33 protein-coding genes are annotated in these 25282 nt (G+C 59.9%); 19 read left to right on the plus strand and 14 right to left on the minus strand.

The window, feature by feature from the left end; all coding sequences use genetic code 11:
- From ptsN to BLL36_RS09475, 8 genes are all read right to left on the minus strand, one after another.
- Positions 1-465, minus strand: a complete 465-nt coding sequence (ptsN, locus tag BLL36_RS09440) for a PTS IIA-like nitrogen regulatory protein PtsN (protein ID WP_076951179.1) — start codon at positions 463-465, stop codon at positions 1-3.
- 10 nt (positions 466-475) lie between these two features.
- Positions 476-781 (minus strand): ribosome hibernation-promoting factor, HPF/YfiA family, encoded by a 306-nt coding sequence (gene hpf / locus BLL36_RS09445; RefSeq protein ID WP_057724572.1) that lies wholly within the window; start codon positions 779-781, stop codon positions 476-478.
- A 76-nt stretch (positions 782-857) separates the two neighbouring features.
- On the minus strand, positions 858-2351 hold the full coding sequence (locus BLL36_RS09450) for an RNA polymerase factor sigma-54 (RefSeq protein WP_076951180.1): 1494 nt from the start codon (positions 2349-2351) through the stop codon (positions 858-860).
- 198 nt (positions 2352-2549) lie between these two features.
- The gene (gene lptB, locus BLL36_RS09455) at positions 2550-3275 is read right to left on the minus strand and encodes an LPS export ABC transporter ATP-binding protein (RefSeq protein WP_003171806.1); all 726 of its coding nucleotides are present in this window, start codon (positions 3273-3275) and stop codon (positions 2550-2552) included.
- On the minus strand, positions 3275-3808 hold the full coding sequence (gene lptA / locus BLL36_RS09460) for a lipopolysaccharide transport periplasmic protein LptA (protein ID WP_076951181.1): 534 nt from the start codon (positions 3806-3808) through the stop codon (positions 3275-3277). Before lptA ends, lptB begins: the two co-directional genes overlap by 1 nt.
- On the minus strand, positions 3795-4367 hold the full coding sequence (gene lptC, locus BLL36_RS09465; protein WP_076951182.1) for an LPS export ABC transporter periplasmic protein LptC: 573 nt from the start codon (positions 4365-4367) through the stop codon (positions 3795-3797). Before lptC ends, lptA begins: the two co-directional genes overlap by 14 nt.
- 8 nt (positions 4368-4375) lie before the next feature.
- Complete coding sequence (locus BLL36_RS09470) at positions 4376-4900, minus strand: KdsC family phosphatase (RefSeq protein WP_076951183.1); 525 nt, start codon at positions 4898-4900, stop codon at positions 4376-4378.
- On the minus strand, positions 4901-5875 hold the full coding sequence (locus tag BLL36_RS09475; RefSeq protein WP_076951184.1) for a KpsF/GutQ family sugar-phosphate isomerase: 975 nt from the start codon (positions 5873-5875) through the stop codon (positions 4901-4903).
- A 308-nt stretch (positions 5876-6183) separates the two neighbouring features.
- On the opposite strand from BLL36_RS09475, the gene BLL36_RS09480 reads away from it, so the two are divergent.
- The 10 genes from BLL36_RS09480 to hisC all read left to right on the plus strand — a co-directional run bounded on the left by BLL36_RS09480 (position 6184) and on the right by hisC (position 14222).
- On the plus strand, positions 6184-6993 hold the full coding sequence (locus tag BLL36_RS09480) for an ATP-binding cassette domain-containing protein (protein ID WP_076951185.1): 810 nt from the start codon (positions 6184-6186) through the stop codon (positions 6991-6993).
- Positions 6993-7790 (plus strand): lipid asymmetry maintenance ABC transporter permease subunit MlaE, encoded by a 798-nt coding sequence (mlaE, locus tag BLL36_RS09485; RefSeq protein WP_076951186.1) that lies wholly within the window; start codon positions 6993-6995, stop codon positions 7788-7790. The genes BLL36_RS09480 and mlaE overlap by 1 nt, the downstream gene beginning before the upstream one ends.
- Positions 7790-8257 (plus strand): outer membrane lipid asymmetry maintenance protein MlaD, encoded by a 468-nt coding sequence (gene mlaD / locus BLL36_RS09490; RefSeq protein ID WP_076951187.1) that lies wholly within the window; start codon positions 7790-7792, stop codon positions 8255-8257. Before mlaE ends, mlaD begins: the two co-directional genes overlap by 1 nt.
- 11 nt (positions 8258-8268) lie before the next feature.
- The gene (locus BLL36_RS09495; protein ID WP_076951188.1) at positions 8269-8916 is read left to right on the plus strand and encodes an MlaC/ttg2D family ABC transporter substrate-binding protein; all 648 of its coding nucleotides are present in this window, start codon (positions 8269-8271) and stop codon (positions 8914-8916) included.
- The gene (locus tag BLL36_RS09500; protein WP_076951189.1) at positions 8913-9218 is read left to right on the plus strand and encodes an STAS domain-containing protein; all 306 of its coding nucleotides are present in this window, start codon (positions 8913-8915) and stop codon (positions 9216-9218) included. The genes BLL36_RS09495 and BLL36_RS09500 overlap by 4 nt, the downstream gene beginning before the upstream one ends.
- Positions 9219-9332: 114 nt before the next feature.
- Positions 9333-9572, plus strand: coding sequence for a BolA family protein (locus BLL36_RS09505; protein WP_003188597.1), 240 nt, complete (start codon positions 9333-9335; stop codon positions 9570-9572).
- A 24-nt stretch (positions 9573-9596) separates the two neighbouring features.
- Positions 9597-10862, plus strand: coding sequence for a UDP-N-acetylglucosamine 1-carboxyvinyltransferase (murA, locus tag BLL36_RS09510; protein WP_076951190.1), 1266 nt, complete (start codon positions 9597-9599; stop codon positions 10860-10862).
- 222 nt (positions 10863-11084) lie between these two features.
- Positions 11085-11720 carry an ATP phosphoribosyltransferase gene (gene hisG, locus BLL36_RS09515; RefSeq protein ID WP_076951191.1) on the plus strand — a complete coding sequence of 212 codons (636 nt, stop codon included), beginning with the start codon at positions 11085-11087 and terminating at the stop codon, positions 11718-11720.
- A 126-nt stretch (positions 11721-11846) separates the two neighbouring features.
- Positions 11847-13166, plus strand: coding sequence for a histidinol dehydrogenase (gene hisD / locus BLL36_RS09520; RefSeq protein ID WP_076951192.1), 1320 nt, complete (start codon positions 11847-11849; stop codon positions 13164-13166).
- 3 nt (positions 13167-13169) lie between these two features.
- Positions 13170-14222, plus strand: a complete 1053-nt coding sequence (hisC, locus tag BLL36_RS09525) for a histidinol-phosphate transaminase (RefSeq protein WP_076951193.1) — start codon at positions 13170-13172, stop codon at positions 14220-14222.
- 126 nt (positions 14223-14348) lie between these two features.
- On the opposite strand, the gene BLL36_RS09530 is transcribed toward hisC, so the two are convergent.
- On the minus strand, positions 14349-15623 hold the full coding sequence (locus tag BLL36_RS09530; protein WP_076951194.1) for a uracil-xanthine permease family protein: 1275 nt from the start codon (positions 15621-15623) through the stop codon (positions 14349-14351).
- Positions 15624-15625: 2 nt separating this feature from the next.
- Positions 15626-16264: a uracil phosphoribosyltransferase gene (gene upp / locus BLL36_RS09535; protein WP_076951195.1), complete on the minus strand. Its 639-nt coding sequence runs from the start codon at positions 16262-16264 to the stop codon at positions 15626-15628.
- Between the two features lie 163 nt (positions 16265-16427).
- Between upp and BLL36_RS09540 the strand changes: the two genes are divergently transcribed.
- From BLL36_RS09540 to BLL36_RS09555, 4 genes are all read left to right on the plus strand, one after another.
- Positions 16428-16985 carry a hypoxanthine-guanine phosphoribosyltransferase gene (locus tag BLL36_RS09540; RefSeq protein ID WP_034102221.1) on the plus strand — a complete coding sequence of 186 codons (558 nt, stop codon included), beginning with the start codon at positions 16428-16430 and terminating at the stop codon, positions 16983-16985.
- 3 nt (positions 16986-16988) lie between these two features.
- On the plus strand, positions 16989-17456 hold the full coding sequence (locus BLL36_RS09545; protein WP_076951196.1) for a WbuC family cupin fold metalloprotein: 468 nt from the start codon (positions 16989-16991) through the stop codon (positions 17454-17456).
- Positions 17457-17491: 35 nt separating this feature from the next.
- Entirely contained in the window at positions 17492-17980 is a 489-nt protein-coding gene (locus BLL36_RS09550; RefSeq protein WP_076951197.1) for a hypothetical protein, read from the plus strand.
- A gap of 190 nt (positions 17981-18170) precedes the next feature.
- Complete coding sequence (locus tag BLL36_RS09555) at positions 18171-18458, plus strand: PA4642 family protein (protein WP_076951198.1); 288 nt, start codon at positions 18171-18173, stop codon at positions 18456-18458.
- Between the two features lie 100 nt (positions 18459-18558).
- On the opposite strand, the gene mqo is transcribed toward BLL36_RS09555, so the two are convergent.
- Together mqo and BLL36_RS09565 are read right to left on the minus strand one after the other, a co-directional pair.
- Positions 18559-20088, minus strand: a complete 1530-nt coding sequence (gene mqo, locus BLL36_RS09560) for a malate dehydrogenase (quinone) (protein WP_076951199.1) — start codon at positions 20086-20088, stop codon at positions 18559-18561.
- A gap of 724 nt (positions 20089-20812) precedes the next feature.
- The gene (locus tag BLL36_RS09565) at positions 20813-21046 is read right to left on the minus strand and encodes a hypothetical protein (RefSeq protein ID WP_076951200.1); all 234 of its coding nucleotides are present in this window, start codon (positions 21044-21046) and stop codon (positions 20813-20815) included.
- A gap of 194 nt (positions 21047-21240) precedes the next feature.
- On the opposite strand from BLL36_RS09565, the gene BLL36_RS09570 reads away from it, so the two are divergent.
- Positions 21241-21828, plus strand: a complete 588-nt coding sequence (locus tag BLL36_RS09570; RefSeq protein WP_076951201.1) for a YajG family lipoprotein — start codon at positions 21241-21243, stop codon at positions 21826-21828.
- 57 nt (positions 21829-21885) lie between these two features.
- On the opposite strand, the gene BLL36_RS09575 is transcribed toward BLL36_RS09570, so the two are convergent.
- Complete coding sequence (locus BLL36_RS09575) at positions 21886-22095, minus strand: hypothetical protein (RefSeq protein WP_076951202.1); 210 nt, start codon at positions 22093-22095, stop codon at positions 21886-21888.
- A 183-nt stretch (positions 22096-22278) separates the two neighbouring features.
- Between BLL36_RS09575 and BLL36_RS09580 the strand changes: the two genes are divergently transcribed.
- A complete protein-coding gene (locus BLL36_RS09580; RefSeq protein WP_076951203.1) occupies positions 22279-22536 on the plus strand; it encodes a hypothetical protein in 258 nt (85 codons plus the stop codon).
- Between the two features lie 151 nt (positions 22537-22687).
- Here BLL36_RS09580 and BLL36_RS09585 read toward each other — a convergent pair whose 3' ends face one another.
- Positions 22688-23851 carry a 1-acyl-sn-glycerol-3-phosphate acyltransferase gene (locus tag BLL36_RS09585; RefSeq protein ID WP_197678446.1) on the minus strand — a complete coding sequence of 388 codons (1164 nt, stop codon included), beginning with the start codon at positions 23849-23851 and terminating at the stop codon, positions 22688-22690.
- Positions 23852-23984: 133 nt separating this feature from the next.
- On the opposite strand from BLL36_RS09585, the gene BLL36_RS09590 reads away from it, so the two are divergent.
- Genes BLL36_RS09590 through BLL36_RS09600 form a run of 3 tightly spaced genes read left to right on the plus strand, consistent with a single transcriptional unit; the run spans position 23985 to position 25096 of the window.
- Positions 23985-24167 carry a CPXCG motif-containing cysteine-rich protein gene (locus BLL36_RS09590; RefSeq protein WP_076951205.1) on the plus strand — a complete coding sequence of 61 codons (183 nt, stop codon included), beginning with the start codon at positions 23985-23987 and terminating at the stop codon, positions 24165-24167.
- Between the two features lie 11 nt (positions 24168-24178).
- The gene (locus BLL36_RS09595) at positions 24179-24439 is read left to right on the plus strand and encodes a putative signal transducing protein (protein WP_076951206.1); all 261 of its coding nucleotides are present in this window, start codon (positions 24179-24181) and stop codon (positions 24437-24439) included.
- Positions 24440-24475: 36 nt separating this feature from the next.
- Positions 24476-25096, plus strand: a complete 621-nt coding sequence (locus BLL36_RS09600) for an SOS response-associated peptidase (RefSeq protein ID WP_076951207.1) — start codon at positions 24476-24478, stop codon at positions 25094-25096.
- Positions 25097-25282: the final 186 nt, after the last annotated feature.

A 25282-nucleotide genomic window follows, 5' to 3' on the forward strand; every position in this document is an offset into this window, starting at 1 on the left:
TTACTGCCCGTTCTGTTCATCCAGGACAACCTGGTACAGCGCCTCGTTGCTGCTGGCACTGCGCAGCTTGTCGCGTACTTCCTTGCGGTCGAGCATGCTGGCGATCTGCCGAAGCAGTTCCAGGTGTGCATCGGTGGCGGCTTCCGGGACCAGCAGTACGAACAGCAGGTCGACCGGTGCACCATCGATGGCGTCGAAATCGATAGGAGCGTCCAGGTGCAGCAGCGCGCTGACCGGTGTCTCGCAACCTTTGAGGCGGCAGTGAGGAATGGCGATGCCGTTGCCAAAACCGGTGGAACCGAGTTTTTCACGGGCAATCAGGGCCTCGAAGACATCTTGCATCTCCAGTTCAGGCACTTGGCTGCTGATCAGGTTGGCAATTTGTTCGAGGGCGCGCTTTTTACTGCCGCCCGGCACGTTCACAAGGGAACGGCCGGGGGTCAGGATGGTTTCAAGTCGGATCATGGGGGGAGAGTTAACGACCTGTACCTTGCATCAGGTGCAGATTCTTTTCCTTATGCTTTTTGAGTTGGCGGTCAAGCTTGTCGGTGAGCAAGTCGATCGATGCATACATGTCTTCATGCTCGGCGTTAGCAACCACTTCGCCACCGGGAATCTGAAGGGTCGCCTCGATTTTCTGCTGAAGCTTATCGACCTTCATGATGACCTGCACATTGGTGATCTTGTCGAAATGTCCTTCAAGCTTCTTCAGCTTCTGCTCGACGTATTCGCGCATTGGAGGGGTGACTTCTACATGGTGTCCACTGATGTTGACTTGCATACAGCTTCTCCTTCGTTGCCAGTGCATAAAGCGACAGGTAAGGAATACCTGCCACTGGAACGCTGCGGCCCGCCCGTCACATCAAACGCTTACGCTCGCTGGAAGGCGCGATCCCTAGGGACTCGCGGTACTTGGCGACGGTTCGACGGGCGACCTGAATGCCTTGTGCCTCCAGTAAACCAGCGATCTTACTGTCACTCAATGGCTTTTTCTGATTTTCCGCGGCAACCAGTTTCTTGATGATCGCGCGGATCGCCGTGGACGAGCATTCGCCGCCTTCGGAGGTGCTCACATGGCTGGAGAAAAAGTATTTCAGCTCATATATACCCCGTGGGGTATGCATGAATTTTTGCGTTGTTACCCGGGAAATCGTTGATTCGTGCATGCCTACCGCCTCGGCGATGTCATGCAGCACCAGCGGCTTCATCGCTTCGTCGCCGTATTCCAGGAAACCGCGCTGGTGCTCCACGATCTGGGTGGCGACTTTCATCAGGGTTTCGTTGCGGCTCTGCAGGCTCTTGATGAACCAGCGCGCTTCCTGCAGCTGGTTACGCATGAAGGTGTTGTCGGCGCTGGTATCGGCGCGGCGCACGAAACCGGCATATTGCGGATTGACCCGCAGGCGCGGCACCGACTCCTGGTTCAACTCCACCAGCCAGCGCTCGTTGTCCTTGCGCACGATCACGTCGGGGACTACGTATTCGGCCTCGCTGGATTCGATCTGCGAGCCGGGGCGCGGGTTGAGGCTCTGTACCAGCTCGATAACCTGGCGCAGGTCGTCTTCCTTGAGCTTCATGCGGCGCATCAACTGGCTGTAGTCGCGGCTGCCCAGCAGGTCGATATAATCGGTGACCAGACGCTGGGCCTCGGCGAGCCAGGCGGTCTTGGCCGGCAGCTGGCGCAGTTGCAGCAACAGGCATTCGCTGAGATTGCGCGCGCCGATACCGGCGGGCTCGAATTGCTGGATGCGGTGCAGGACGGCTTCGATTTCGTCCAGTTCGATGTCCAGCTCCGGGTCGAACGCCTCGAGGATTTCCTCTAGGGTCTCGTCCAGGTAGCCTTGATTGTTGATGCAGTCGATCAGGGTCACGGCGATCAAGCGATCGGTGTCCGACATCGGTGCAAGGTTCAATTGCCACAGCAGATGGCTCTGCAAGCTCTCGCCAACCGACGTGCGGGTGGTGAAGTCCCACTCGTCATCGTCATTGCTGGGCAGGCTGCTGGCGCTGGTCTGGTAGACGTCTTCCCAGGCGGTATCGACGGGAAGCTCGTTGGGAATGCGTTCGTTCCAGTCGCCTTCCTCAAGGTTGTCCACCGTGGGGGCGGTCTCCTGGTAGGAGGGTTCCTGCACGTCGGAATTGGGTTTTTGCTCGATGTTGTCGGCCAGTGGGTCTGCATTATCGAAGTCGTCGCCTTCTTCCTGGCGTTCGAGCATCGGATTGGACTCCAGGGCCTCCTGGATTTCCTGTTGCAGGTCCAGGGTCGACAATTGGAGCAGGCGGATGGCCTGTTGCAGCTGCGGTGTCATCGTCAGCTGCTGGCCCATTCTCAGGACTAGCGATGGTTTCATGGCAGGGGCTTAACACCTTATTCGCCGGCGCAATGCGCCATCCACGACAGGGCGCGTGAGCGCCAAACATAAGCAAATTATATGCCTGATATCGGGGGCTTTGCCTAGAGCGCGGTAACAATAAAAATCCGGAGGTTTTCATTGACTCCCGCGCACCTTGGCAAACGGCCTTTCACCGCCTTTTTCAGACAGGCCGGCTTACAGGCGGAACTCATGACCCAGGTACACTTCCTTGACCAGTTCGTTGGCCAGGATGGTGGCGGAATCGCCTTCGGCGATCAGCTGGCCATCGTTGACGATATACGCGGTTTCGCAGATATCGAGAGTCTCGCGGACGTTGTGGTCGGTGATCAGCACGCCAATGCCCTTGGCCTTGAGGTGATGGATGATCTGCTTGATATCGCCCACCGAGATCGGGTCGACGCCGGCAAACGGTTCGTCCAGCAGGATGAACTTGGGTGCGGTGGCCAGGGCGCGGGCGATTTCCACACGACGACGCTCACCACCGGAGAGGCTCATGCCGAGGTTGTCGCGAATGTGGTTGATGTGGAATTCCTGCAGCAGGCTTTCCAGCTCCTTGCGGCGGCCGTCACGGTCGAGTTCCTTGCGGGTCTCGAGGATGGCCATGATGTTGTCGGCGACCGACAGTTTGCGAAAGATCGACGCTTCCTGCGGCAGGTAGCCAATACCGGCGCGGGCACGGCCGTGCATCGGCTGGTGGCTCACGTCCAGGTCATCGATCAATACACGACCCTGGTCCGCCTGGACCAGGCCGACGATCATGTAGAAGCAGGTGGTCTTGCCGGCGCCGTTGGGGCCAAGCAAACCGACGATCTGGCCGCTGTCGATCGACAGGCTGACGTCGCGCACGACCTGACGGCTTTTATAGGCCTTGGCCAGATGCTGGGCTTTCAGGGTTGCCATTACTCGGCCTTCTTCTTCGGCTGGATGACCATGTCGATGCGTGGGCGTGGCGCGCTGACCTTGGTGCCGTTGGCGCGGCCCGCCTGCGCAACCTGGGTCTGGGTGTTGTAAACGATCTTCTCCCCTTCGGTGGAGTTACCGTCAGCACTCAGTACCTTGGCCTGGTCGATCAGAACGATGCGATTTTGCTGCGCATGATATTGGATGGTCTTGCCATAGCCCTTCATCGGGCCAGGATCTTCAGCCTTTTGCTTCTGTTCGAAGTAAGCCAGATTGCCTACCGAGGTCACCACGTCGATGTCGCCGGACTGCGTGCGAGTCAGTGTCACCGTGTTGCCGGTGATCTTCATCGAGCCCTGGGTGATGATCACGCCGCCTGTATAGGTGGCGACGCCTTGCTTATCGTCCAGTTGCGCATCGTCAGCCGAAATGTGGATCGGCTGCTGGCTATCGTTCGGCAGAGCCCAGGCGCTCACGCTTCCCAGTGCTGCGCCCAGGCCGAGCAAAATAGGGAGAGTTTTAACGAGCCTCATACTGTCCTCTTACGTTCGATAGCAGGTGTATCCTGCTTTCTTTCAAATACGCTTTCATTCCCTTGCCAGTCGATACACCGCCAGCGCCGTCGATTCTAACGTTTTGCTCGGTCTGCGCATATTGCTTCTGCGGGAATACGGTCATGCGACTGCTGGTAATCACGGTCTCACGTTTTTTATCATCAGTGCGCGCGATGCGCACCGAGTCGATCAGTTCCACCTCGGTACCGTCCGGGTTGACCTCGCCACGCTTGCTGGTGACGTGCCACGGGAACTCGGTGCCGCGGTAAATGTTCATGTCGGGGTTGGTCAGCAGCGTGATTTCACTGGCTTTGACATGCTCGACCTTATCCGAGGTCATTTCGTATTGCACCTTGCCATCGGGCAGGAACTGCACGCTCCTGGCATTAGTGGCGTAATAGTCGATAGCGCCTTCGTCAACCTGCGCGGCAGGCTGGTCGAGAAAGCGCTCCGGGCTGATATTCCAGTAGCCCACCGCCAGGAACAGCGCGGCGATGACCCCGAATAGCAGGAAGTTGCGAATCTTTTTGCTCAGCATAAAACGCTCTATAAGTAGGCGGCGTTGGCCGCTTCAAGGCTGCCCTGGGCACGCAGGATCAGCTCGCAGAACTCGCGGGCGGCGCCTTCACCGCCACGGGCGGTGGTGATGCCATGGGCGTGCTCGCGAACAAACGCCGCCGCATTGGCGACGGCCATGCCCAGGCCCACACGGCGAATCACCGGCAGGTCGGGAAGGTCGTCGCCCAGGTAGGCGACCTGCTCATAGCTTAGGTTGAGTTGGCCAAGAAGCTCGTCCAGGACCACCAGTTTATCCTCGCGGCCCTGATACAGGTGAGCAATTCCCAGGTTTTGTGCGCGGCGTTCCACAACCGGGGTTTTCCGGCCGCTGATAATCGCCGTTTGCACGCCCGCCGCCATCAGCATCTTGATGCCCAGGCCGTCGAGGGTGTTGAAGGTCTTGAATTCGCTGCCGTCCTCGAGAAAATACAGGCGGCCATCGGTCAGCACGCCGTCAACGTCGAAAATCGCCAGCTTGATGTTCTTGCCGCGTTGCAACAGGTCGCTGCTCATCTACATCACTCCCGCACGCAGCAAGTCGTGCATGTTCAGGGCGCCAATCGGACGGTCGTCACTATTGACCACCACCAATGCGCCGATCTTGTGGTCTTCCATGATCTTCAATGCTTCGGCTGCGAGCATTTCAGGGCGAGCGGTCTTGCCGTGGGGCGTCATCACCGCATCAATGGTGGCGGTGTGAATATCGATGGCGCGGTCCAGGGTGCGGCGCAAATCACCGTCGGTGAATACGCCGGCCAGGCGTCCGTCGGCTTCCAGGATTACAGTCATGCCCAGGCCCTTGCGGGTCATTTCCATCAGCGCGTCCTTCAGCAACGTGCCGCGCTGGACATGGGGCAGTTCATCGCCCGAGTGCATGACGTTTTCGACTTTCAACAGCAAACGACGGCCCAGGGCGCCGCCCGGGTGCGAAAACGCGAAGTCCTCAGCGGTAAACCCACGGGCTTCCAGCAGCGCCACGGCCAGGGCATCGCCCATGACCAGCGCGGCGGTGGTGGAGGAGGTCGGCGCCAGGTTCAGCGGGCAGGCCTCGTGGGCCACGTGAACGTTGAGGTTCACTTCGGCGGCCTTGGCCAGCGTCGACTCCGGGTTGCCGGTGACGCTGATCATCTGGATGCCCAGGCGCTTGATCAGCGGCAGCAGGGTCACGATTTCGTTGGTGGTGCCGGAGTTGGACAAGGCCAGGATGATGTCATCCTTGGTGATCATGCCCATGTCGCCGTGGCTGGCCTCGGCCGGGTGCACGAAGAACGCGGTGGTCCCGGTGCTGGCCAGCGTGGCGGCGATCTTGTTGCCGACGTGACCCGACTTGCCCATGCCGACCACGACCACGCGGCCCTTGCTGGCCAGAATCATCTCGCAGGCGCGTACGAAATCTGCGTCGATATGGGCCAGCAAGCCTTCCACGGCTTCAAGCTCGAGGCGGATGGTGCGTTGCGCGGATTGGATAAGGTCGCTGGATTGGCTCATGTCTGGAATCGTATAGCCTGACGAAAAGTCGGCGATTATAACGGTAATGATCAATTCCCTCACGCAAGTTCGTCAGGGTTTATGCGCGATGCGCTTGAGATTCATCTCAAGCAACGTTTTTTCCTTGTCTTCAATCCGAACTAGCGCTGTTCCGGCCTTGGGCGCCTTGTACCAGCAGTGATATAGTTCGCCGCCAGTTCGGTCCGCCCTGCCCATGCGGCAACTAATGCGCAGCTATTGCACAAACGTTGCAAACGTTTGTCGCAAGCGTGGTGTCTGAGTGAGAGGCTGCATCCCAAGGAGTTTAGATGAGTGCCGATAACGCCTACGCGGTCGAGCTGAAGGGACTTTCCTTCAAGCGCGGGACGCGCAGCATCTTCAATAATGTCGATATCCGCATTCCCCGCGGCAAGGTCACGGGCATCATGGGGCCTTCCGGCAGCGGCAAGACCACCCTGTTGCGCCTGATGGGCATGCAATTGCGCCCCAGCGCCGGCGAAGTGTGGGTCAACGGCCAGAACCTGCCGACCCTATCGCGCAGCGATCTGTTCGACGCGCGCAAGCACATGGGTGTGCTCTTTCAGAGTGGCGCACTGTTCACCGACCTCGATGTGTTCGAGAACGTGGCCTTTCCGTTGCGGGTGCATACCCAGCTGCCTGATGAAATGATTCGTGACATTGTGTTGCTGAAATTGCAGGCCGTAGGCCTTCGCGGTGCCATCGACCTGATGCCCGACGAACTGTCCGGCGGCATGAAGCGTCGTGTCGCCCTGGCGCGTGCCATCGCCCTCGACCCGCAGATACTCATGTACGACGAGCCCTTTGTCGGTCAGGATCCCATCGCCATGGGCGTGCTGGTGCGTCTGATCCGGTTGCTCAACGATGCGCTGGGCATTACCAGCATCGTGGTGTCCCATGATCTTGCAGAAACCGCGAGCATTGCCGATTACCTATATGTAGTGGGCGATGGCCAGGTGCTGGGCCAGGGCACGCCCGAGGAACTGATGAACGCCGACAACCCGCGCATTCGCCAATTCATGACCGGCGATCCCGATGGCCCTGTGCCTTTTCACTTTCCGGCAGCGGATTACCGCTCAGATCTTCTGGGGAAGCGCTGATGCGCAAGACATCTCTCATCGAGAAGGTTCGCCTTTTCGGTCGCTCGGGCATCGACGTTGTCGAAGTGCTGGGCCGTTCGACGATTTTCCTGTTTCACGCCTTGCTTGGCCGTGGTGGCATTGGCGGCGGTTTTGGCCTGCTGATCAAGCAGCTGCATTCAGTTGGCGTGATGTCGCTGGTCATTATTGTGGTGTCGGGTATCTTCATCGGCATGGTGCTGGCGTTGCAGGGCTTCAATATCCTTTCCGGCTACGGTTCGGAGCAGGCCGTTGGGCAGATGGTCGCCCTGACGCTGTTGCGCGAACTCGGGCCGGTGGTTACGGCATTGCTGTTTGCGGGTCGCGCCGGTTCTGCGCTGACCGCCGAAATCGGCAACATGAAGTCCACCGAGCAATTGTCCAGCCTGGAAATGATTGGCGTGGACCCGCTCAAGTATATTGTTGCGCCGCGCCTGTGGGCCGGCTTCATTTCCCTGCCTCTGCTGGCGATGATCTTCAGCGTGGTGGGTATCTGGGGCGGTTCGTGGGTGGCGGTTGACTGGTTGGGCGTCTACGACGGCTCCTACTGGGGCAACATGCAAAACAGCGTGACCTTCAGCGGTGACGTGCTCAACGGCATCATAAAGAGCATCGTCTTCGCCTTTGTAGTGACCTGGATCGCCGTATTCCAAGGCTACGACTGTGAACCCACCTCAGAAGGGATCAGTCGCGCCACCACCAAGACCGTTGTGTACGCCTCGCTGGCGGTACTGGGCCTTGACTTCATTTTGACCGCCTTGATGTTTGGAGATTTCTGATGCAAAACCGCACTGTGGAAATCGGTGTCGGCCTTTTCTTGCTGGCTGGCATCCTGGCTTTACTGTTATTGGCCCTGCGAGTCAGCGGCCTGTCGGCCAGCCCCAACGCCGATACTTATAAACTTTACGCGTACTTCGACAATATCGCCGGTTTGACTGTCAGAGCTAAGGTGACCATGGCCGGTGTAACGATCGGCAAGGTCACGGCAATCGATCTGGACCGCGACAGCTTCACCGGTCGAGTGACCATGCAACTGGATAAGAAGGTGGATAACCTGCCGACCGACTCCACTGCATCTATCCTCACCGCGGGTTTGCTGGGCGAGAAATACATCGGTGTCAGCGTGGGCGGGGAAACAGCCCTGCTCAAGGATGGTTCGACAATCCACGACACACAGTCGTCGCTGGTGCTTGAAGACCTGATCGGTAAATTCCTGCTTAATACGGTCAATAAAGACGCCAAATGAGGAATCTGTACATGATCTCTACCTTGCGACGTGGCCTCCTGGTACTGCTTGCAGCGCTGCCTTTGATGGCCAACGCAGCAGGTTCTGCACACGAACTGGTGCAGGACACGACCAACAAGATGTTGGCTGACCTGTCAGCCAACAAGGAAAAGTACAAACAGGATCCAACCCAGTTCTACAACGCGCTCAACACGATTGTTGGCCCGGTGGTCGATGCCGAGGGCATCTCGCGCAGCATCATGACGGTCAAGTATTCGCGCAAGGCAACGCCTGCGCAGATGCAGACCTTCCAGGAAAACTTCAAGAAAGGCCTGTTCCAGTTCTACGGAAACGCGCTGCTTGAGTACAACAACCAGGGCATTACCGTCGCACCCGCCGGCGATGAGTCAGGTGATCGCACCAGCGTGAACATGAGCGTCAAGGGCAACAACGGCGCCGTCTACCCTGTGCAGTACACGCTGGAGAAGGTCAACGGCGAGTGGAAGCTGCGTAACGTGATCATCAACGGCATCAACATTGGCAAGCTGTTCCGTGACCAGTTCGCCGATGCCATGCAGCGCAATGGCAACGACCTGGACAAAACCATCAACGGTTGGGCCGGCGAAGTCGCCAAAGCCAAGGAAGAAACCGATAAAGCTGCCGGGAAGCCCGCGCAATGACCGAGTCGGCCGTTCGTCTCGGCGACGCAGGCGAGCTGTTCATCAGTGGCGTGCTGGATTACCGCACCGGGCCCGGCCTGCGCAAGCAGGGCCAGGCACTGATCAAGACCAGCACTGCGCCTGCGTTGGTGCTGGATTGTTCGGCGGTGACCAAGTCCAGCAGTGTCGGTTTATCGCTGCTACTGTGCTTCATGCGTGACGCGCAAGCAGCCAAAAAACCGGTCAGCATCCGCGCAATGCCGGAAGACATGCGCGAAATTGCCGAGGTTTCCGGCTTGAACGAGTTGTTGATGCATCCTTAATACACATTATTAGAGAAGCCCCCCGTCAGAGTCCTGCCATGCGGGGTTCGCAGGCGCGGGGCTTTTTTGTATGATGTGCGACCCGCGCGCACTGGGCGCCGATAGAGGTTGAGCATGCAGGCCCTAGAAGTTAAGAGCTTTCTTGAAGGAAAGCTGCCGGAAACGACCGTAGAAGTTGAAGGCGAAGGCTGCAACTTCCAGCTGAACGTGATTAGCGATGAACTGGCGGCACTTAGCCCCGTCAAGCGTCAGCAGCAGATCTATGCCCATTTGAACCCGTGGATCACCGATGGCAGCATCCATGCGGTCACTATGAAATTTTTCAGCCGCGCGGCCTGGGCCGAGCGCACCTGAGCCCCCAAGGCGTCGAGAGTTCTTATGGATAAATTGATTATTACCGGCGGTGCCCGCCTTGATGGCGAGATTCGCATCTCCGGTGCAAAAAACTCCGCCTTGCCGATCCTGGCAGCGACCCTGCTGTGTGATGGCCCGGTGACCGTGGCCAACCTGCCGCACCTGCACGACATCACCACCATGATCGAGCTGTTCGGTCGCATGGGCATCGAGCCTGTGATCGACGAAAAGCTCTCGGTTGAAATCGATCCACGCACCATCAAGACCCTGATCGCCCCGTACGAACTGGTGAAAACCATGCGTGCGTCGATCCTGGTGCTCGGCCCGATGGTGGCGCGTTTCGGCGAAGCCGAAGTTGCACTGCCTGGCGGTTGCGCCATCGGCTCGCGTCCGGTGGACCTGCACATTCGTGGCCTGGAAGCCATGGGCGCAGTCATTGACGTCGAAGGCGGCTACATCAAGGCCAAGGCGCCGGAAGGCGGCCTGCGTGGCGCGAGCTTCTTCTTTGATACCGTCAGCGTGACCGGTACCGAGAACATCATGATGGCCGCTGCCCTGGCCAAAGGCCGCAGCGTGCTGCAAAACGCTGCGCGCGAGCCGGAAGTGGTTGACCTGGCCAACTTCCTGAACGCCATGGGCGCGAAGGTTTCCGGTGCCGGCACCGACACCATCACCATCGATGGTGTCGAGCGTCTGCACACCGCAACCTACAAGGTGATGCCCGACCGCATCGAGACCGGTACCTACCTGGTTGCCGCCGCCGTCACCGGTGGCCGCGTCAAGGTCAAGGACACCGATCCGACCATCCTGGAAGCAGTCCTGGAAAAACTGCGCGAAGCCGGTGCCGAAATCACTACCGGTGAAGACTGGATCGAATTGAACATGCACGGCAAGCGGCCTAAGGCCGTTAACGTGCGTACCGCTCCGTACCCGGCGTTCCCGACCGACATGCAGGCACAGTTCATTTCCCTGAACGCAATTGCCGAAGGCACCGGTGCGGTGATCGAAACCATCTTCGAAAACCGCTTCATGCACGTGTATGAACTGCATCGCATGGGCGCGAAGATCCAGGTCGAAGGCAACACCGCCATCGTGACCGGCACCGAAAAACTCAAGGGCGCGCCCGTCATGGCGACCGACCTGCGGGCTTCGGCCAGCCTGGTGATCTCGGCGCTGATTGCCGAAGGCGATACGCTGATCGACCGCATCTACCACATCGACCGTGGTTATGAGTGCATCGAAGAGAAACTGCAGATGCTCGGCGCCAAAATCCGCCGCGTACCGGGCTAGCCGAACACTGTCATTGTAGTGAGCGGGCTTGCCCCGCGCTGGACTGCGCAGCAGTCCCGTTTTGGGGGTCGCTACGCAACCCAGCGCGGGGCAAGCCCGCTCACTACAAGCAACGGGCGGTATGCTGAATTTGTTTCAAATCGAGGCTGTAATGGCCTCGATCTGTGTCTGGCGCCGTATGCGACCAGGCAGCAATAGCCTGATGAAGGATTGACGTTTCCCATGTTGACCATCGCACTGTCCAAGGGCCGCATCCTTGACGACACTTTGCCGCTTCTGGCTGAAGCGGGCATCGTGCCAACCGAGAATCCGGACAAGAGCCGCAAGCTGATCATCCCCACGACCCAGGACGACGTTCGTCTGTTGATCGTACGGGCTACCGACGTGCCGACCTATGTTGAACATGGCGCGGCCGACCTGGGCGTGGCCGGCAAAGACGTATTGATGGAATACGGCGGCCAGGGCCTGTACGAGCCGCTGGACCTGCGTATCGCCCTGTGCAAGCTGATGACCGCCGGCCGTGTCGGCGACGTCGAGCCAAAAGGGCGCCTGCGCGTGGCCACCAAGTTCGTCAACGTTGCCAAGCGCTACTACGCCGAGCAAGGCCGTCAGGTCGACATCATCAAGCTCTACGGCTCGATGGAGCTAGCGCCGCTGATCGGCCTGGCCGACAAGATCATAGACGTGGTCGACACCGGCAACACCCTGCGCGCCAATGGCCTGGAACCCCAGGATTTCATTGCCGACATCAGCTCCCGCCTGATCGTCAACAAAGCTTCGATGAAAATGCAACACGCCCGTATCCAGGCGTTGATCGACACCCTGCGCACCGCAGTAGAGTGTCGACACCGCGGTTGACTCACCCGCGTAGCCCACAAGCTGCGCCCGTCTATCCGCCTCATAGCCAGAATTCTCAGGTGCCCAAGCGGAGCGAACGGTAGTTTAGGGCGCCTGAGTTTTTGCCAATCCTATGAGGCCCTCGCTATGACCACGTCCACTGCAATTGCCCGACTCAACGCTGCCGATCCGGATTTCGCCCATCATCTGGATCATCTGCTGAGCTGGGAAAGCGTGTCCGACGATTCGGTCAACCTGCGCGTACTCGACATCATCAAGGCTGTGCGCGAACGCGGTGACGCGGCGCTGGTGGACTTCACCCGCCAGTTCGACGGCCTGGACGTCCAGTCCATGTCCGACCTGATCCTGCCCCGTGAACGCCTGGAACTGGCGCTGACGCGCATCACTGCGCCGCAGCGCGAAGCCTTGGAAGTGGCGGCCGCGCGAGTGCGCAGCTACCACGAAAAACAGAAACAGGACTCCTGGAGCTACACCGAGGCCGACGGCACCGTACTGGGCCAGAAGGTCACGCCGCTGGACCGTGCGGGCCTGTACGTGCCGGGTGGCAAAGCCTCATACCCCTCGTCGGTGCTGATGAACGCGATCCCGGCCAAAGTGGCGGGCGTGACCGAAGTGGTCATGGTCGTGCCGACCCCGCGCGGTGAAATCAACGAACTGGTGCTCGCGGCTGCCTGCATCGCCGGTGTCGACCGGGTCTTCACCATCGGTGGCGCCCAGGCGGTCGCAGCCCTGGCCTACGGCACCGAAAGCGTGCCGAAGGTCGACAAAGTGGTCGGCCCCGGCAACATCTACGTCGCCACCGCCAAGCGTCACGTGTTTGGCCAAGTTGGGATCGACATGATCGCCGGCCCGTCGGAAATTCTGGTGGTGTGCGATGGCCAGACCGACCCGGACTGGATCGCCATGGACCTGTTTTCCCAGGCCGAGCACGACGAAGACGCCCAGGCGATCCTGGTCAGCCCCGACGCCGAGTTCCTCGACAAGGTGGCCGCCAGCATCGACAAGCTGCTGCCGACCATGGATCGCGCCGAAATCATCGAAAAGTCGATCAATGCCCGTGGCGCGTTGATCCTGGTGCGGGACATGGACCAGGCTATCGAAGTGGCCAACCGTATCGCCCCGGAACACCTGGAATTGTCCGTGGCTGACCCGCAAGCCTGGCTGCCGTCGATTCGTCACGCCGGCGCGATCTTCATGGGTCGTCATACCAGCGAAGCCCTGGGCGACTACTGCGCGGGCCCCAACCACGTGCTGCCGACCTCCGGCACCGCGCGGTTCTCGTCGCCGCTGGGGGTGTATGACTTCCAGAAGCGCTCGTCGATTATCTTCTGCTCGCCACAAGGCGCTTCCGAGCTGGGCAAGACCGCATCGGTCCTGGCCCGCGGCGAGTCCCTGAGCGCCCACGCCCGCAGCGCCGAATACCGCATCCTTGAAGAGGGGAACTGAGACATGAGCAAATTCTGGAGCCCCTTCGTCAAGGATCTCGTGCCTTACGTACCCGGCGAGCAGCCGAAACTGACCAAACTGGTCAAGCTCAACACCAACGAAAACCCCTACGGCCCTTCGCCCAAGGCGTTGGCCGCGATGCGGGCCGAGTTGAACGACAACCTGCGCCTGTACCCTGACCCCAACAGCGACCTGCTCAAGCAGGCGGTGGCCAGGTATTACGGGATCGACGCCGGCAAAGTGTTCCTCGGCAACGGTTCCGACGAGGTCCTCGCGCACATCTTCCACGGCCTGTTCCAGCACGATTTGCCACTGCTGTTTCCGGATATCAGCTACAGCTTCTATCCGGTCTATTGCGGCCTCTACGGCATCACGTCCGACCCGGTGCCGCTGGACGAACAGTTCCAGATCCGCGTGGCAGACTATGCCAAGCCCAACGGCGGGATCATCTTCCCCAACCCGAACGCGCCGACCGGCTGCGTGCTGGCGCTGGACGCGGTGGAGCAGATCCTCAAGGCCAGCCCGGATTCGGTAGTGGTGGTGGATGAAGCCTACATCGACTTCGGTGGCGAGACGGCCATCAGCCTGGTGGACCGCTACCCCAACCTTCTGGTGACCCAGACGCTGTCCAAATCGCGCTCACTGGCCGGTTTGCGCGTAGGCCTGGCCGTGGGCCACCCGGACCTCATCGAGGCGCTGGAGCGGGTCAAGAACAGCTTCAACTCCTATCCGCTGGATCGCCTGGCGATTGCTGGCGCGGCGGCCGCGTTCGACGACCGTGAGTATTTCGAGAAAACGTGCCGGTTGGTTATCGATAGCCGCGACACGCTAGTCGCTCAGCTTGAGGCCAAGGGCTTTGAAGTGTTGCCGTCGGCGGCCAATTTCATCTTCGCGCGTCACCCACGGCACGACGCCGCCGGCCTGGCGGCCAAGTTGCGTGAGCAAGGGGTGATTGTGCGGCACTTCAAGCAGGCGCGGATTGCGCAGTTCCTGCGGATCAGCATCGGTACGCCGGAGCAGAACCAGGCGTTGATCGATGGGCTGGGTGAGCTTTAAAAGACGCCGAAACAAAATGTGGGAGCTGGCTTGCCTGCGATAGCGGTGTATCAAACGACAGATATGTCGCCTGTTACATCGCTATCGCAGGCAAGCCAGCTCCCACACTGATTTGCATTGGGTTAGTTAGAGCAACGGCTCATCCGGCTTCTTGGTCTTCCAGCCATCATTGCCCGGCAGCAGCAGGTTCAACCCGATCGCCACCACCGCACACAGGGCGATGCCCTTGAGGCCGAAATCATCCGGGCCGTCGCCGGTACCGACCAGCACACCGCCAATCCCGAATACCAACGTCACCGACACAATCACCAGGTTGCGCGCCTCGCCGAGGTCGATCCTGTGGCGGATCAGGGTGTTCATGCCCACCGCCGCAATCGAACCGAACAGCAGGCACAGGATCCCGCCCATCACCGGCACCGGAATGCTCTGCAGCAATGCGCCGAACTTGCCGATAAACGCCAGGCTGATGGCAAACACCGCCGCCCAGGTCATGATCTTCGGGTTGTAGTTCTTGGTCAGCATCACCGCACCGGTCACTTCGGCGTAGGTGGTGTTCGGTGGGCCGCCAAACAGGCCGGCGGCCGTGGTGGCAATGCCGTCACCCAGCAGGGTACGGTGCAGGCCGGGCTTCTTCAGGTAGTCGCGACCGGTCACGCTGCCCACCGCAATCACACCGCCAATGTGTTCGATCGCCGGGGCCAGGGCCACCGGGACGATAAACAGGATCGCCTGCCAGTTGAATTCCGGCGCGGTGAAGTGGGGCAGGGCGAACCAGGGCGCGGCGGCGATCTTCGCCGTGTCGACCACGCCAAAGTAGAACGCCATGGCAAAACCCACCAGCACGCCGGAAATGATCGGCACCAGGCGGAAAATGCCCTTGCCGAATACCGCGACGATCAAGGTAGTGAGCAGCGCCGGCATCGAGATCATCATGGCGGTCTGGTAATGAATCAGCTCGGCACCGTCGCCGGACTTGCCCATTGCCATGTTCGCGGCGATCGGCGCCATCGCCAGGCCGATGGAAATGATCACCGGCCCGATCACCACCGGCGGCAGCAGCCGGTCGATAAAACCGGTGCCTTTGATCTTCACCGCCGCGCCGAGGAAGGTGTAGACGAACCCGGCCGCCATCACCCCGCCCATGGTCGCCGCCAGACCGAACTGGTCCTTGGCGAGAATGATCGGGGTAATGAAGGCAAAGCTCGACGCCAGGAAAACCGGCACCTGGCGCCCGGTCACCACCTGGAACAGCAAGGTGCCCAGGCCCGCGGTGAACAGTGCGACGTTTGGATCAAGGCCTGTGATCAGCGGCATCAACACCAGCGCGCCAAATGCCACGAAGAGCATTTGTGCGCCAGACAGGATCTGGCGCCAAAGCGGGTCGTTGAATTCATCCTGCATGCTCAACCGTCCTTCTGCTTGGTGCCGAAGATCTTGTCACCGGCATCGCCAAGGCCTGGGATGATGTAGCCGTGTTCGTTCAAGCGTTCGTCGATGGACGCCGTGTAGATCTGCACGTCCGGGTGGGCTTTCTCGACGGCGGCAATGCCTTCGGGCGCCGCCACCAGCACCATGGCGCGGATGTCCTTGCAGCCGGCTTTTTTCAGCAGGTCGATGGTGGCGACCATGGAACTGCCGGTGGCGAGCATCGGGTCGATGATCATCGCCAGGCGCTCATCGATTTCCGGGACGAGTTTTTCCAGGTAGGTGTGGGCCTGCAAGGTTTGTTCATTGCGGGCCACGCCCACGGCGCTGACCTTGGCGCCCGGGATCAGGCTGAGGACGCCTTCGAGCATGCCGATACCGGCGCGCAGGATAGGCACGACGGTGATCTTCTTACCGGCGATTTTCTCGACCTGGACGGTGCCCGCCCAGCCTTGAATATCGTAGGTTTCCAAGGGCAGATCCTTGGTGGCTTCGTAAGTGAGCAACGCTCCGACTTCCTGAGCAAGCTCACGGAAATTCTTCGTGCTAATGTCGGCGCGGCGCATAAGGCCGAGCTTGTGTCGGATCAGCGGGTGGCGGATCTCGCGAGTGGGCATGGGAAAGGCTCCGGCGGCGGGCAAAAAAACCGGCCTAGATTAATCTATCCGAGGGTGTTGTCCTATAGACATCACCTACGTTAGTCCATAAAGGCTTGCTCGGAGCGCATGAGAAGCGTACCTTCGCCCGCTTTTCTTGCCACAGCACCCCTTGGAGAGCGCCATGTCCGCTGATCTCGAGCATATCCGTCAAATCATGCGCGAGGCTGACTGCCTGTACACCGAAGCGCAAGTCGAAGAAGCGATCGCCAAGGTCGGCGCACACATCACCCGCGAAATGGCGGACACCAACCCAGTGGTTTTCTGTGTGATGAACGGTGGTTTAATTTTCGCCGGTAAATTGCTGACTCATCTGCAATTCCCGCTGGAGGCGTCTTACCTGCACGCCACCCGCTATCGCAACGAAACCACTGGCGGCGACCTGTTCTGGAAAGCCAAGCCGGAAGTCTCGTTCATCGATCGCGACGTGCTGATCATCGACGACATCCTCGACGAAGGCCACACCCTGGGCGCGATCATCGACTTCTGCAAACACGCCGGTGCGCGTAAAGTGCACACCGCCGTGCTGATCGACAAAGACCACGACCGCAAGGCGCGCCCGGACCTGAAGGCCGATTACGTTGGCTTGCCGTGCATTGACCGCTACATCTTCGGTTACGGCATGGACTACAAAGGTTACTGGCGCAACGCCAATGGCATCTTCGCCGTCAAAGGGATGTAAACCATGACCCGCTTTCTTGATCAGACGTTGTTTGCCGAGCTGGCCGAGAAAGCGGCCGCCAGCCCCCGTAGCCGGCATCACCACAATTTCCACCAGATGGACGAGCCGTGCCACCGCCTGGCCGTGGGCCTGCAACCCAGCACCTATGTGCCGCCGCATCGGCACCTGAGCGTGGACAAAGCCGAAACCTTGCTGGTGCTCCAGGGTAGCCTGGGCTTGCTGGTGTTCAGCGAAACCGGCGAAGTGCTCGCCAGGCGCGTGATGCAGGCGGGCGGTGAATGTTCCGGCGTCGATCTGCCGCCCGGTGTGTTTCACGGCCTGGTGGTGCTGGCGCCTGACACCGTGATGTTCGAATGCAAGGCCGGGCCTTATCGTCCGGTAGGCGAGGGTGAATTGGCTGAGTGGGCGCCGCGTGAAGGCGATGCGGGCGTGGCCGAGTATCAACGCTGGATGCTCGCCCAGTTCGATTGAGCTACAGTGCTGGGCTATCTCGCACGGAGCGGCCCATGAACCTGTTTTTGATACGCACCTGCGCCGCCCTGGCGCTGACCCTGAGTTTGCCCCTGGCCGCCGCCCCGGCGCTGATGCACAGCCAGTTCCTGCCGCCCGACGACCTCACCCTGCGTACCGAAACCCCTGACCAGCAGCAATTGCTGCAGGTCACCGAGTACGCGGTGGTGGTGGGCAACCAGCGCCAGTCCAACCAGCAACCGATCCCGGTGACCTCGCCGCTGGTGATCCGCCTCAAGGGCAAGTCCCTGAACAAGGGCGCGACCATCAGCCAGGTTGTGCTCAATTTTGACGCCGAGAGCAAAAGCCTGAAAAAGCCGGTGTACGACGACAAGAGCAAAACCTTGACCTTGTCTTACCCCGTTGCCCAATACCGAGTCATCGTTGATTTGCTGCGCAATGACGCGGTGTATGTACAGTTTCTCAGTTATGCCAATGGGCATATTTGGGCGGACCTGCATACCGGCTCTGTTCGCGCACGGTAGCAAGAACCCAGAATAAGCAAATGTGGGAGCGGGCTTGCTCGCGAATACGGTGTATCAGTTAAAGATAAGTTGGATGACCCACCGCATTCGCGAGCAAGCCCGCTCCCACATGGGGTCTGCGTCGCTTCCGAAGCTTGCGCGCCGCAGGTAAACTGCTGCTCCGTGTAATGTTTGCAGGCTGGAGTCGGTAATGCGTAAAGATAAGAAACAGGTGATTGGCGACGAAATCGGCGACGATCAGATCAAGTTGTTCCTGAACTTCGAGCCGGTCGACGCAACCTCACCTTCCCTGCACAAACTGATCAAGGCCTACCGTGGCCTGCGTATCGACGATTTCGAGCGTTTCCTGGGCTTTTTCAAGGAAGCCGGCCTGGACCTCGACGGCAAGGATGAGCAAGGCCAGACGTTTGTCGACCTGATCAGGGACCAGCGCAACGCCGCTGAGTACATCGAGCTGATCGACAACGCTCGCGGCTGATTCCGCAGCCATAAAAAACGCCCCGTTCTCGCAAGAGTCCGGGGCGTTTCGCTTTCACTGTGGGAGCGAGCTTGCTCGCGAAGAACCTGAGAACAGCGCGTTAAACCAGGCGCGCTGCGTCATCGTTAACGTTTTTCGCGAGCAAGCTCGCTCCTACAAGTTCCAGGCTGATGTTGTTCTGCGTGTTGATCTTGCGATACAGCTCGGCATCCGTCTCCAGGACTTTCTCCCGGGCCGGGAAGATCTCGTGCAGTTTGGCCGCCCATTCACCTGCGGCTTTTTCCGGGAAGCAGCGCTCAATCAGTTCCAGCATGATCGAAACGGTCACCGAAGCACCCGGGGACGCGCCCAGCAGTGCCGCCAGCGAGCCGTCCTTGGCCGCCACCAGTTCGGTGCCGAATTGCAGCACGCCGCCTTTTTTCGGGTCTTTCTTGATGATCTGTACCCGTTGGCCGGCCACTTCCAGGCGCCAATCTTCGGCTTTCGCCTCAGGGTAGAAGCGACGCAGGGATTCCAGGCGCTGTTCCATCGACTGCATCACTTCGCTGACCAGGTACTTGGTCAGGTCCATGTTGTCGCGGGCCACGGCGAGCATGGGGCCGATGTTGCCGGCGCGAACCGACAGCGGCAGGTCCATGAACGAGCCGTGCTTGAGGAACTTGGTGGTGAAACCGGCGTATGGCCCGAACAGCAAGGATTTCTTGCCATCCACCACGCGGGTGTCCAGATGGGGGACGGACATCGGCGGCGAACCCACGGCGGCCTGGCTGTAGACCTTGGCCTGGTGGTGCTTGACCACCTCCGGGTTGTCGCAACGCAGCCATTGTCCGCTGACCGGGAAGCCGCCAAAACCTTTGCTTTCTTCGATGCCCGAGGCTTGCAGCAGCGGCAGCGCCGCCCCACCGGCGCCCAGGAACACGAATTTTGCATCCACTTCACGGCTGTTGCCGCTGTTGACGTCCTTGATGCTGACGGTCCAGCCGGCGCCGTTGCGCTTGAGGCCCGTGACACGCTTGCAGTATTTGACCTGGGCATCGGCCGAGCTGGTCAGGTGGCTGAGCAGCTGAATCGTCAGGGCGCCGAAGTTGACGTCGGTACCGTTCATGACACGGGTGGCGGCGATTTTTTCATCAAGCGGGCGACCCGGCATCATCAGCGGCATCCACTCGGCCATCTCGCTACGGTCTTCGGTGTAGTGCATGTCCGAAAACGCGTGGTGCCGGCTGAGGGTTTCAAAGCGCTTCTTGAGGAAATCCACGCCTTTCTCACCCTGCACGAAGCTCAGGTGCGGCACCGGGCTGATAAAGGACTTGGACGAGCCAAAAGTGCCCTTTTTGGTCAGGTACGCCCAGAACTGCTTCGACACCTCGAACTGGGTGTTGATGTGCACGGCTTTCTTGATGTCGATGGAGCCATCGGCGCCCTGGGGTGTGTAGTTCAGCTCACACAGCCCGGCGTGGCCGGTACCGGCGTTGTTCCACGGGTTGGAACTTTCCGCGGCACCCGAATCCATCAGCTCAACGACTTCCAGCTTGAGGCCGGGGTCGAGCTCTTTGAGCAGTACGGCCAGGGTGGCACTCATGATGCCGGCCCCTACCAGTACGACGTCGACTGCTTCGTTATGCGCCATTTAACGCGTCTCCAAAATCTGCAGCACCAAATTGACGGCATGGCTGCCAGGAGTGACGGGGCGGTTCACGTGTTGCCCCAGGTTACCCATGGCCAGGATCGCCATGTCCGATTCGCAATCTTTGCATGTTCAGCGCACGCTTGCTGCCAGCTAATCTGCCTATGAACGCATTCATGGGCGCCTGTGGCAATTCGACTTATGGTCAAAGCGTGCGATTCATGCAATCAATCCGTAGCGGACAGGCTCAAGCTCCGGTTGTCGAGGCGTACTCGGTCCTGTGGGGTTGGGCTGTTCCAGACGCTGATGGTGCTTGTACAAACGCCAAACTATTCATTTGCTCGCCACACTCTTGTGAAGTTGTGAATACCCGTTTTTTTCACGCTCTTTTGAAGACGTGAACCTCAAAAAAGGGCTGCCCCCGTCTGGCACCTGGCCCGCAACACCTTTGCCGACACGGCAAAACGGGCAAACAACTCAAGTGGCCGAGCGCAATGGCAGCTCTGGCAGATTCGGTAAAGGCGGGTGGTTTGCAAGGAATACAGCAAGCGCGCCAGCTTCACTCGATCTGTGTGGGCGGCTCTCTGTGGGCGATTCTTGGGGTTAATGCCGGGGCATTAACGATGCTGCGAGGCCCGATCAGGAGACGTCCTTATAATCGGGGGGAGATTGTAGCGAAGAACGCCAGGGAAATGGGCGTGTTTTATGACTTTTATTAGGTGTTCGGTCAGGCGGCCAACGGCTGGTGCCGTTGCGACCGCGCAGGGCGTGGGCTGACACGGGCACGGGCCGGCAGCGGATGGTGCATCCAGCTCAAGCGAATTTCATCGATTTCCACCCAGCCCTCGCCTGCGGGAGGTTGGCGGCATTCTTTGAAGGCCTGGCAACGGCCTTGCGCATCGAGCAGGGCGAACTGACGAAGGGCGGGCTTGCGCGCGAACAATGACCAGAGAAAATGCATAGTGATCAGCCTCCTGAAATTAAGGTCAAGCATGCCTGCCCAGCATGACGGGCCCATGTAACGGGTGTGACATATCGGTGACATCGAACCGCTCCCGAGGGAAGGGGTCACAGGTTGTAACTGATGCTGGTTCCCCGCAGTGGCGCCCCGCTATACTGCCGGCCTGTCGGTACCTGATTTCTGGAGAGAAGAGCATGTTGCAACGCCTGTTGTTCGGTTTGATCACTGTGACCAGTTTGACCCTGGTTGGCTGCGCCAACAGCCCGCAACAACTGACCCCGGAGCCGAAGATCACCACGCAACTTGCCCCCGTGGGCCACGGCCAGCCGGTGTCGGTGCGTGTGGTGGATGGTCGTCCATCGCCTACGCTCGGTTCGCGCGGCGGACTGTACCCGGAGACTGCGCTGATTTCGGTGAACGCTCAGGACGTGCTGCCCAAGCTGCAGGCCCAGGCTGAAGCTGCCGTGCGCTTGCTGGGGTTCACGCCCAGCCCCAACGCGCCGGGCGCGCCGCAGTTGACGGTCACCCTGGCCGAATTGAAGTACCAGTCGCCTAAAGAAGGCCTGTACGTGACCGAAGCCTCCATCGGCGCGACCTTCAAATCCGACGTCTCCGCCGGTACCCGCCGTTACAGCGGTCGCTACGCAGCGTCGCTGAACCAGCGTTTCGGCATGTCGCCGAACCAGGACACCAACACCAAGCTGGTCAGCGATGTCCTGAGTGACGCCTTGACCCGTCTGTTCAAGGACCCAAGCATCGGTTCGCTGCTCAGCGCGCAATAATCGATCCTGTAAAAAACCGGGCTCAGTGATGAGCCCGGTTTTTTTTCGCCTGCAGTTTTACGCGGCGGTGTCGATACAGAAATCCAGCAGGCTCACCCCCGTCAACAGATCGGTCTCCGGCAAGTCCGCATGTTGGTGCCCGCCAAGGGCGCAATACACCAGCCAGTGGCGGTCCTGCACGTTGAACGCCAGGCCGCCGATCAGCGCCTCTTGCTCATCGCTCTGGGCGATCAGGTACAACCGATCCTGGTTTTGCGCGTGCAGCATGACAAGCTCCTAAAGCGTCGAAGGGCAACAGAGTGGACTGTTAAGGTGACGTTCAGGTGACGCTGTAAATTACTGGATACAGTTGTCGTCAATGGGGGAGGGAGTGTTTCAGGCGCCGGAGGCCACTATCGTTCAGGTTTGTATCTGAACCGATACCCAGACACTGTGTTACCGAGGTTTGCGATGGCGTTGCCCGCACTGTTGATCAATGTTGTTGCTTTAGCGGTGGCCTGCCCTGGGGCGGCGCTGCTGTTCATTACCCGCCTGCGCGAACAGCGCGCGATGGCCGACCTGAGCGCGCAAAGCGAAGACCGCGCGATCGACCAGCCGATGTTGTTCCTGGATGTGCGCACCGAACGGGCGCATCGCTTGGCTTATCGCGTCGGGTTTGCGTGCCTGGCGCTGGCATTGGCCACTTCCTGGCTTAGCACCCACCTGTAAAAACACTGCTAAACAAATGTGGGAGCAGGCTTCATGTGGGAGCTGGCTTGCCTGCGATGCAGACGCCTCGGTCTATCAGATATACCGAGGTGATGCTATCGCAGGCAAGCCAGCTCCCACACAAGCCCGCTCCCACATTTTTAATCGGTGTTTACAACGGGATTCCGGCTTTAACCCGATATTGATTGCGCACCGGCGTTGCATATTGCACCACCAGGAACGGCCGGTGTTCAGCCGGGCATTCCTCCAGTCGACGCTCCCATTCCGCCTTTGCCTTGGCCAGTTCATCCGCCGGGAATACTTCGGCCGCCGTCGGCACCTGCAATTGCGGGTCGGCATCGCTCCATTGTGCATACGCCAGGTAATGCACCGGGAACAGGCGGTAACCGCCGAGAATCTGCCGGTCCATTTCCACGGCCAACAGCTTGGTGTCTTCGAAACGCTCGGTGATCGGCGGTGCGAAGTTGATGTGAACCCTTCCCTTGTAGCCGGTGATGCCAAGGGCGATGCTCACGTCATCCTCACCCGGTGCCTTGCAATAAGTGCCCGTTGTGGCGCGGATATACAGCTCGCGTGCCTTGGCGGTATCGCAGGGGTCGTACTCGTAGCTGATGGAAACCGGCGTCAGGTTCAACGACTGGATCACCTCGGCGAACGGCTCATCCTTGCGGCTGACGTGGAACATCTTGAGGATCGCCGACTCAGTGCGATCGTCCCCATCCTTGGCGCGCCCTTCGGCCTGGGCGATCCAGATCGATTGGCAATCGTTGCGGATCGAATGGTTGATGTAGGCCGACAGCAGATTGAACGCTGCCATCTTTTCCTTCCGCCCGGTGATCGAGCGGTGCACGATGAAGCTCTTGTTCAGGCGCATCAGGTCGCTGACAAACGGTTTTTGCAGCAGGTTGTCACCGATGGCGATCCTTGGCGTCGGCAGGCCGGCGTGGTACACCGCGTAGTTGACGAAGGCCGGGTCCATCACGATATCGCGGTGGTTGGCCAGGAACAGGTAAGCGGTACCGGACTTGAGCTGCTCGACGCCGGTGTAGGTCACCCCGTCGGTCGCGCGGTCAATGGTGTGATCGACGTAGTATTCGACTTTGTCCTGCAGCGTGGCCACGGTGGTGACGCCGGCGAATTCTCGGCGCAGTTTTCGGGCGATCATCGGCTTGAGCAGCCAGCCCAGGGCGCCGGCAAAGCGCGGGAAGCGGAAGTGGGTCAGGATGTCCAGAAAGGCCTGGTCTCTGAACAGACGTGCCAGCACTGCCGGGACTTCGCTGTCGTTGTAAGGTCGGATGGTATCGAATTCGCCCATCATGCTCTCTTGTTAGAAACGGCTAGGGTAAGTAGAAGTAAATGCCAGGGTGCGCCTGAGTAATGGGCTCAGCCGAACGATAACCCTGTGAATAGACCGGCGATTATACGCACAAGTCACCTTGGAGGCTGCGATGCTGGAAACTGCTACGTACGATTGCCCTTATTGTGGTGAACAGGTCGAAACCACGGTGGATTTGTCTGGTGGGGACCAAGTCTATATAGAAGACTGCCAGGTGTGCTGCCGCCCCATCACGTTCGATCTGCAAGTGCATGGCGAAGAGTGGATGCTCGAAACCCGAAGCGAAAACGAATAACAGGTACGCCGATGCAGCGAATCTACGAACCGGAAAACCTGATGGAGGGCGAGCTGCTGCAACAGATGCTCGCCAGCGAAGGGATCGAGGCGCATCTGGTGGGTCGCCATTTGCTCGGCGGCACCGGCGAGTTGCCCATCTTCGGCCTGCTGGGCCTGGAGGTGGACAACGATCAGGCCGCCTACGCCCGCGAATTGATCACCGCCTACATCGGCGCGCAACCCGTGCCGGGCGATGAACCCGACAGCTTCCCCGACGTGCTGGTCTGTTAGGCTGTCCGTCGGTTTACCCAAGAGTCGTGTTGCCCCATGTGTGGACGTTATGCCCTGTTTCGCTGGAACCCCGCCTTTGCGGCCTTGCCGGGTTTTCCGGCCGATCAGCAGGCCCAGTGGAACATCTCCCCGAATGATTCGGTGCTGATCCAGCGCGCCAGCGACGGCCAGCGCACCCTGGCCCGTGCTCGCTGGGGCCTGACGCCGCCGTGGTTGACGGATCTTTCGCGCACGCCGGCCCACGCCCGCGCCGAAACCCTGGCCGAACAACCGATGTTCCGCGAAGCATTCCGCCAGCGCCGTTGCCTGCTGCCGGCCAACGGCTTCTACGAATGGCGTGGCACCCAGCGCAAACGCCCGTACTGGCTCACACCGGGGGAGGGCTCCACGCTGTTTTTTGCGGCGATCTGGGAAGCGTATCCGGTGCAGGAACAGGTGTGGTTGAGCACGGCGGTGGTGACGCAAGCGGCGCAGAGCCAGCGCCGGCCACTGATTCTGGACGCGGCCGGGCAGCAAGCCTGGCTCGATCCCGAGACGCCGCTGCCGGTGTTGCAAGGCTTGCTGGCCAGCGAGCCTGCTGCGCTGCGCGAGCGGGTCCTGGCCAACATGGTCAATGATCCCAAGCTCAATGGGCCGGAGTGCCTGACACCGGCTTGAATCAATGGGTTTTTCGCTGAGTCGACCGGCCTCATCGCAGGCAAGCCAGCTCCCACCTTTCGATCTGTGAACACGGGTCAAATGTGGGAGCTGGCTTGCCTGCGATAGGCATAGGTATCTACACATCTTTGTAGTGAGCGGGCTTGTCCCGCGCTGGGTGGCGAAGCCGCCCCAATAAGGACACCG

The organism is Pseudomonas cedrina subsp. cedrina (assembly GCF_001983175.1).
Lineage (GTDB): Bacteria > Pseudomonadota > Gammaproteobacteria > Pseudomonadales > Pseudomonadaceae > Aquipseudomonas > Aquipseudomonas cedrina.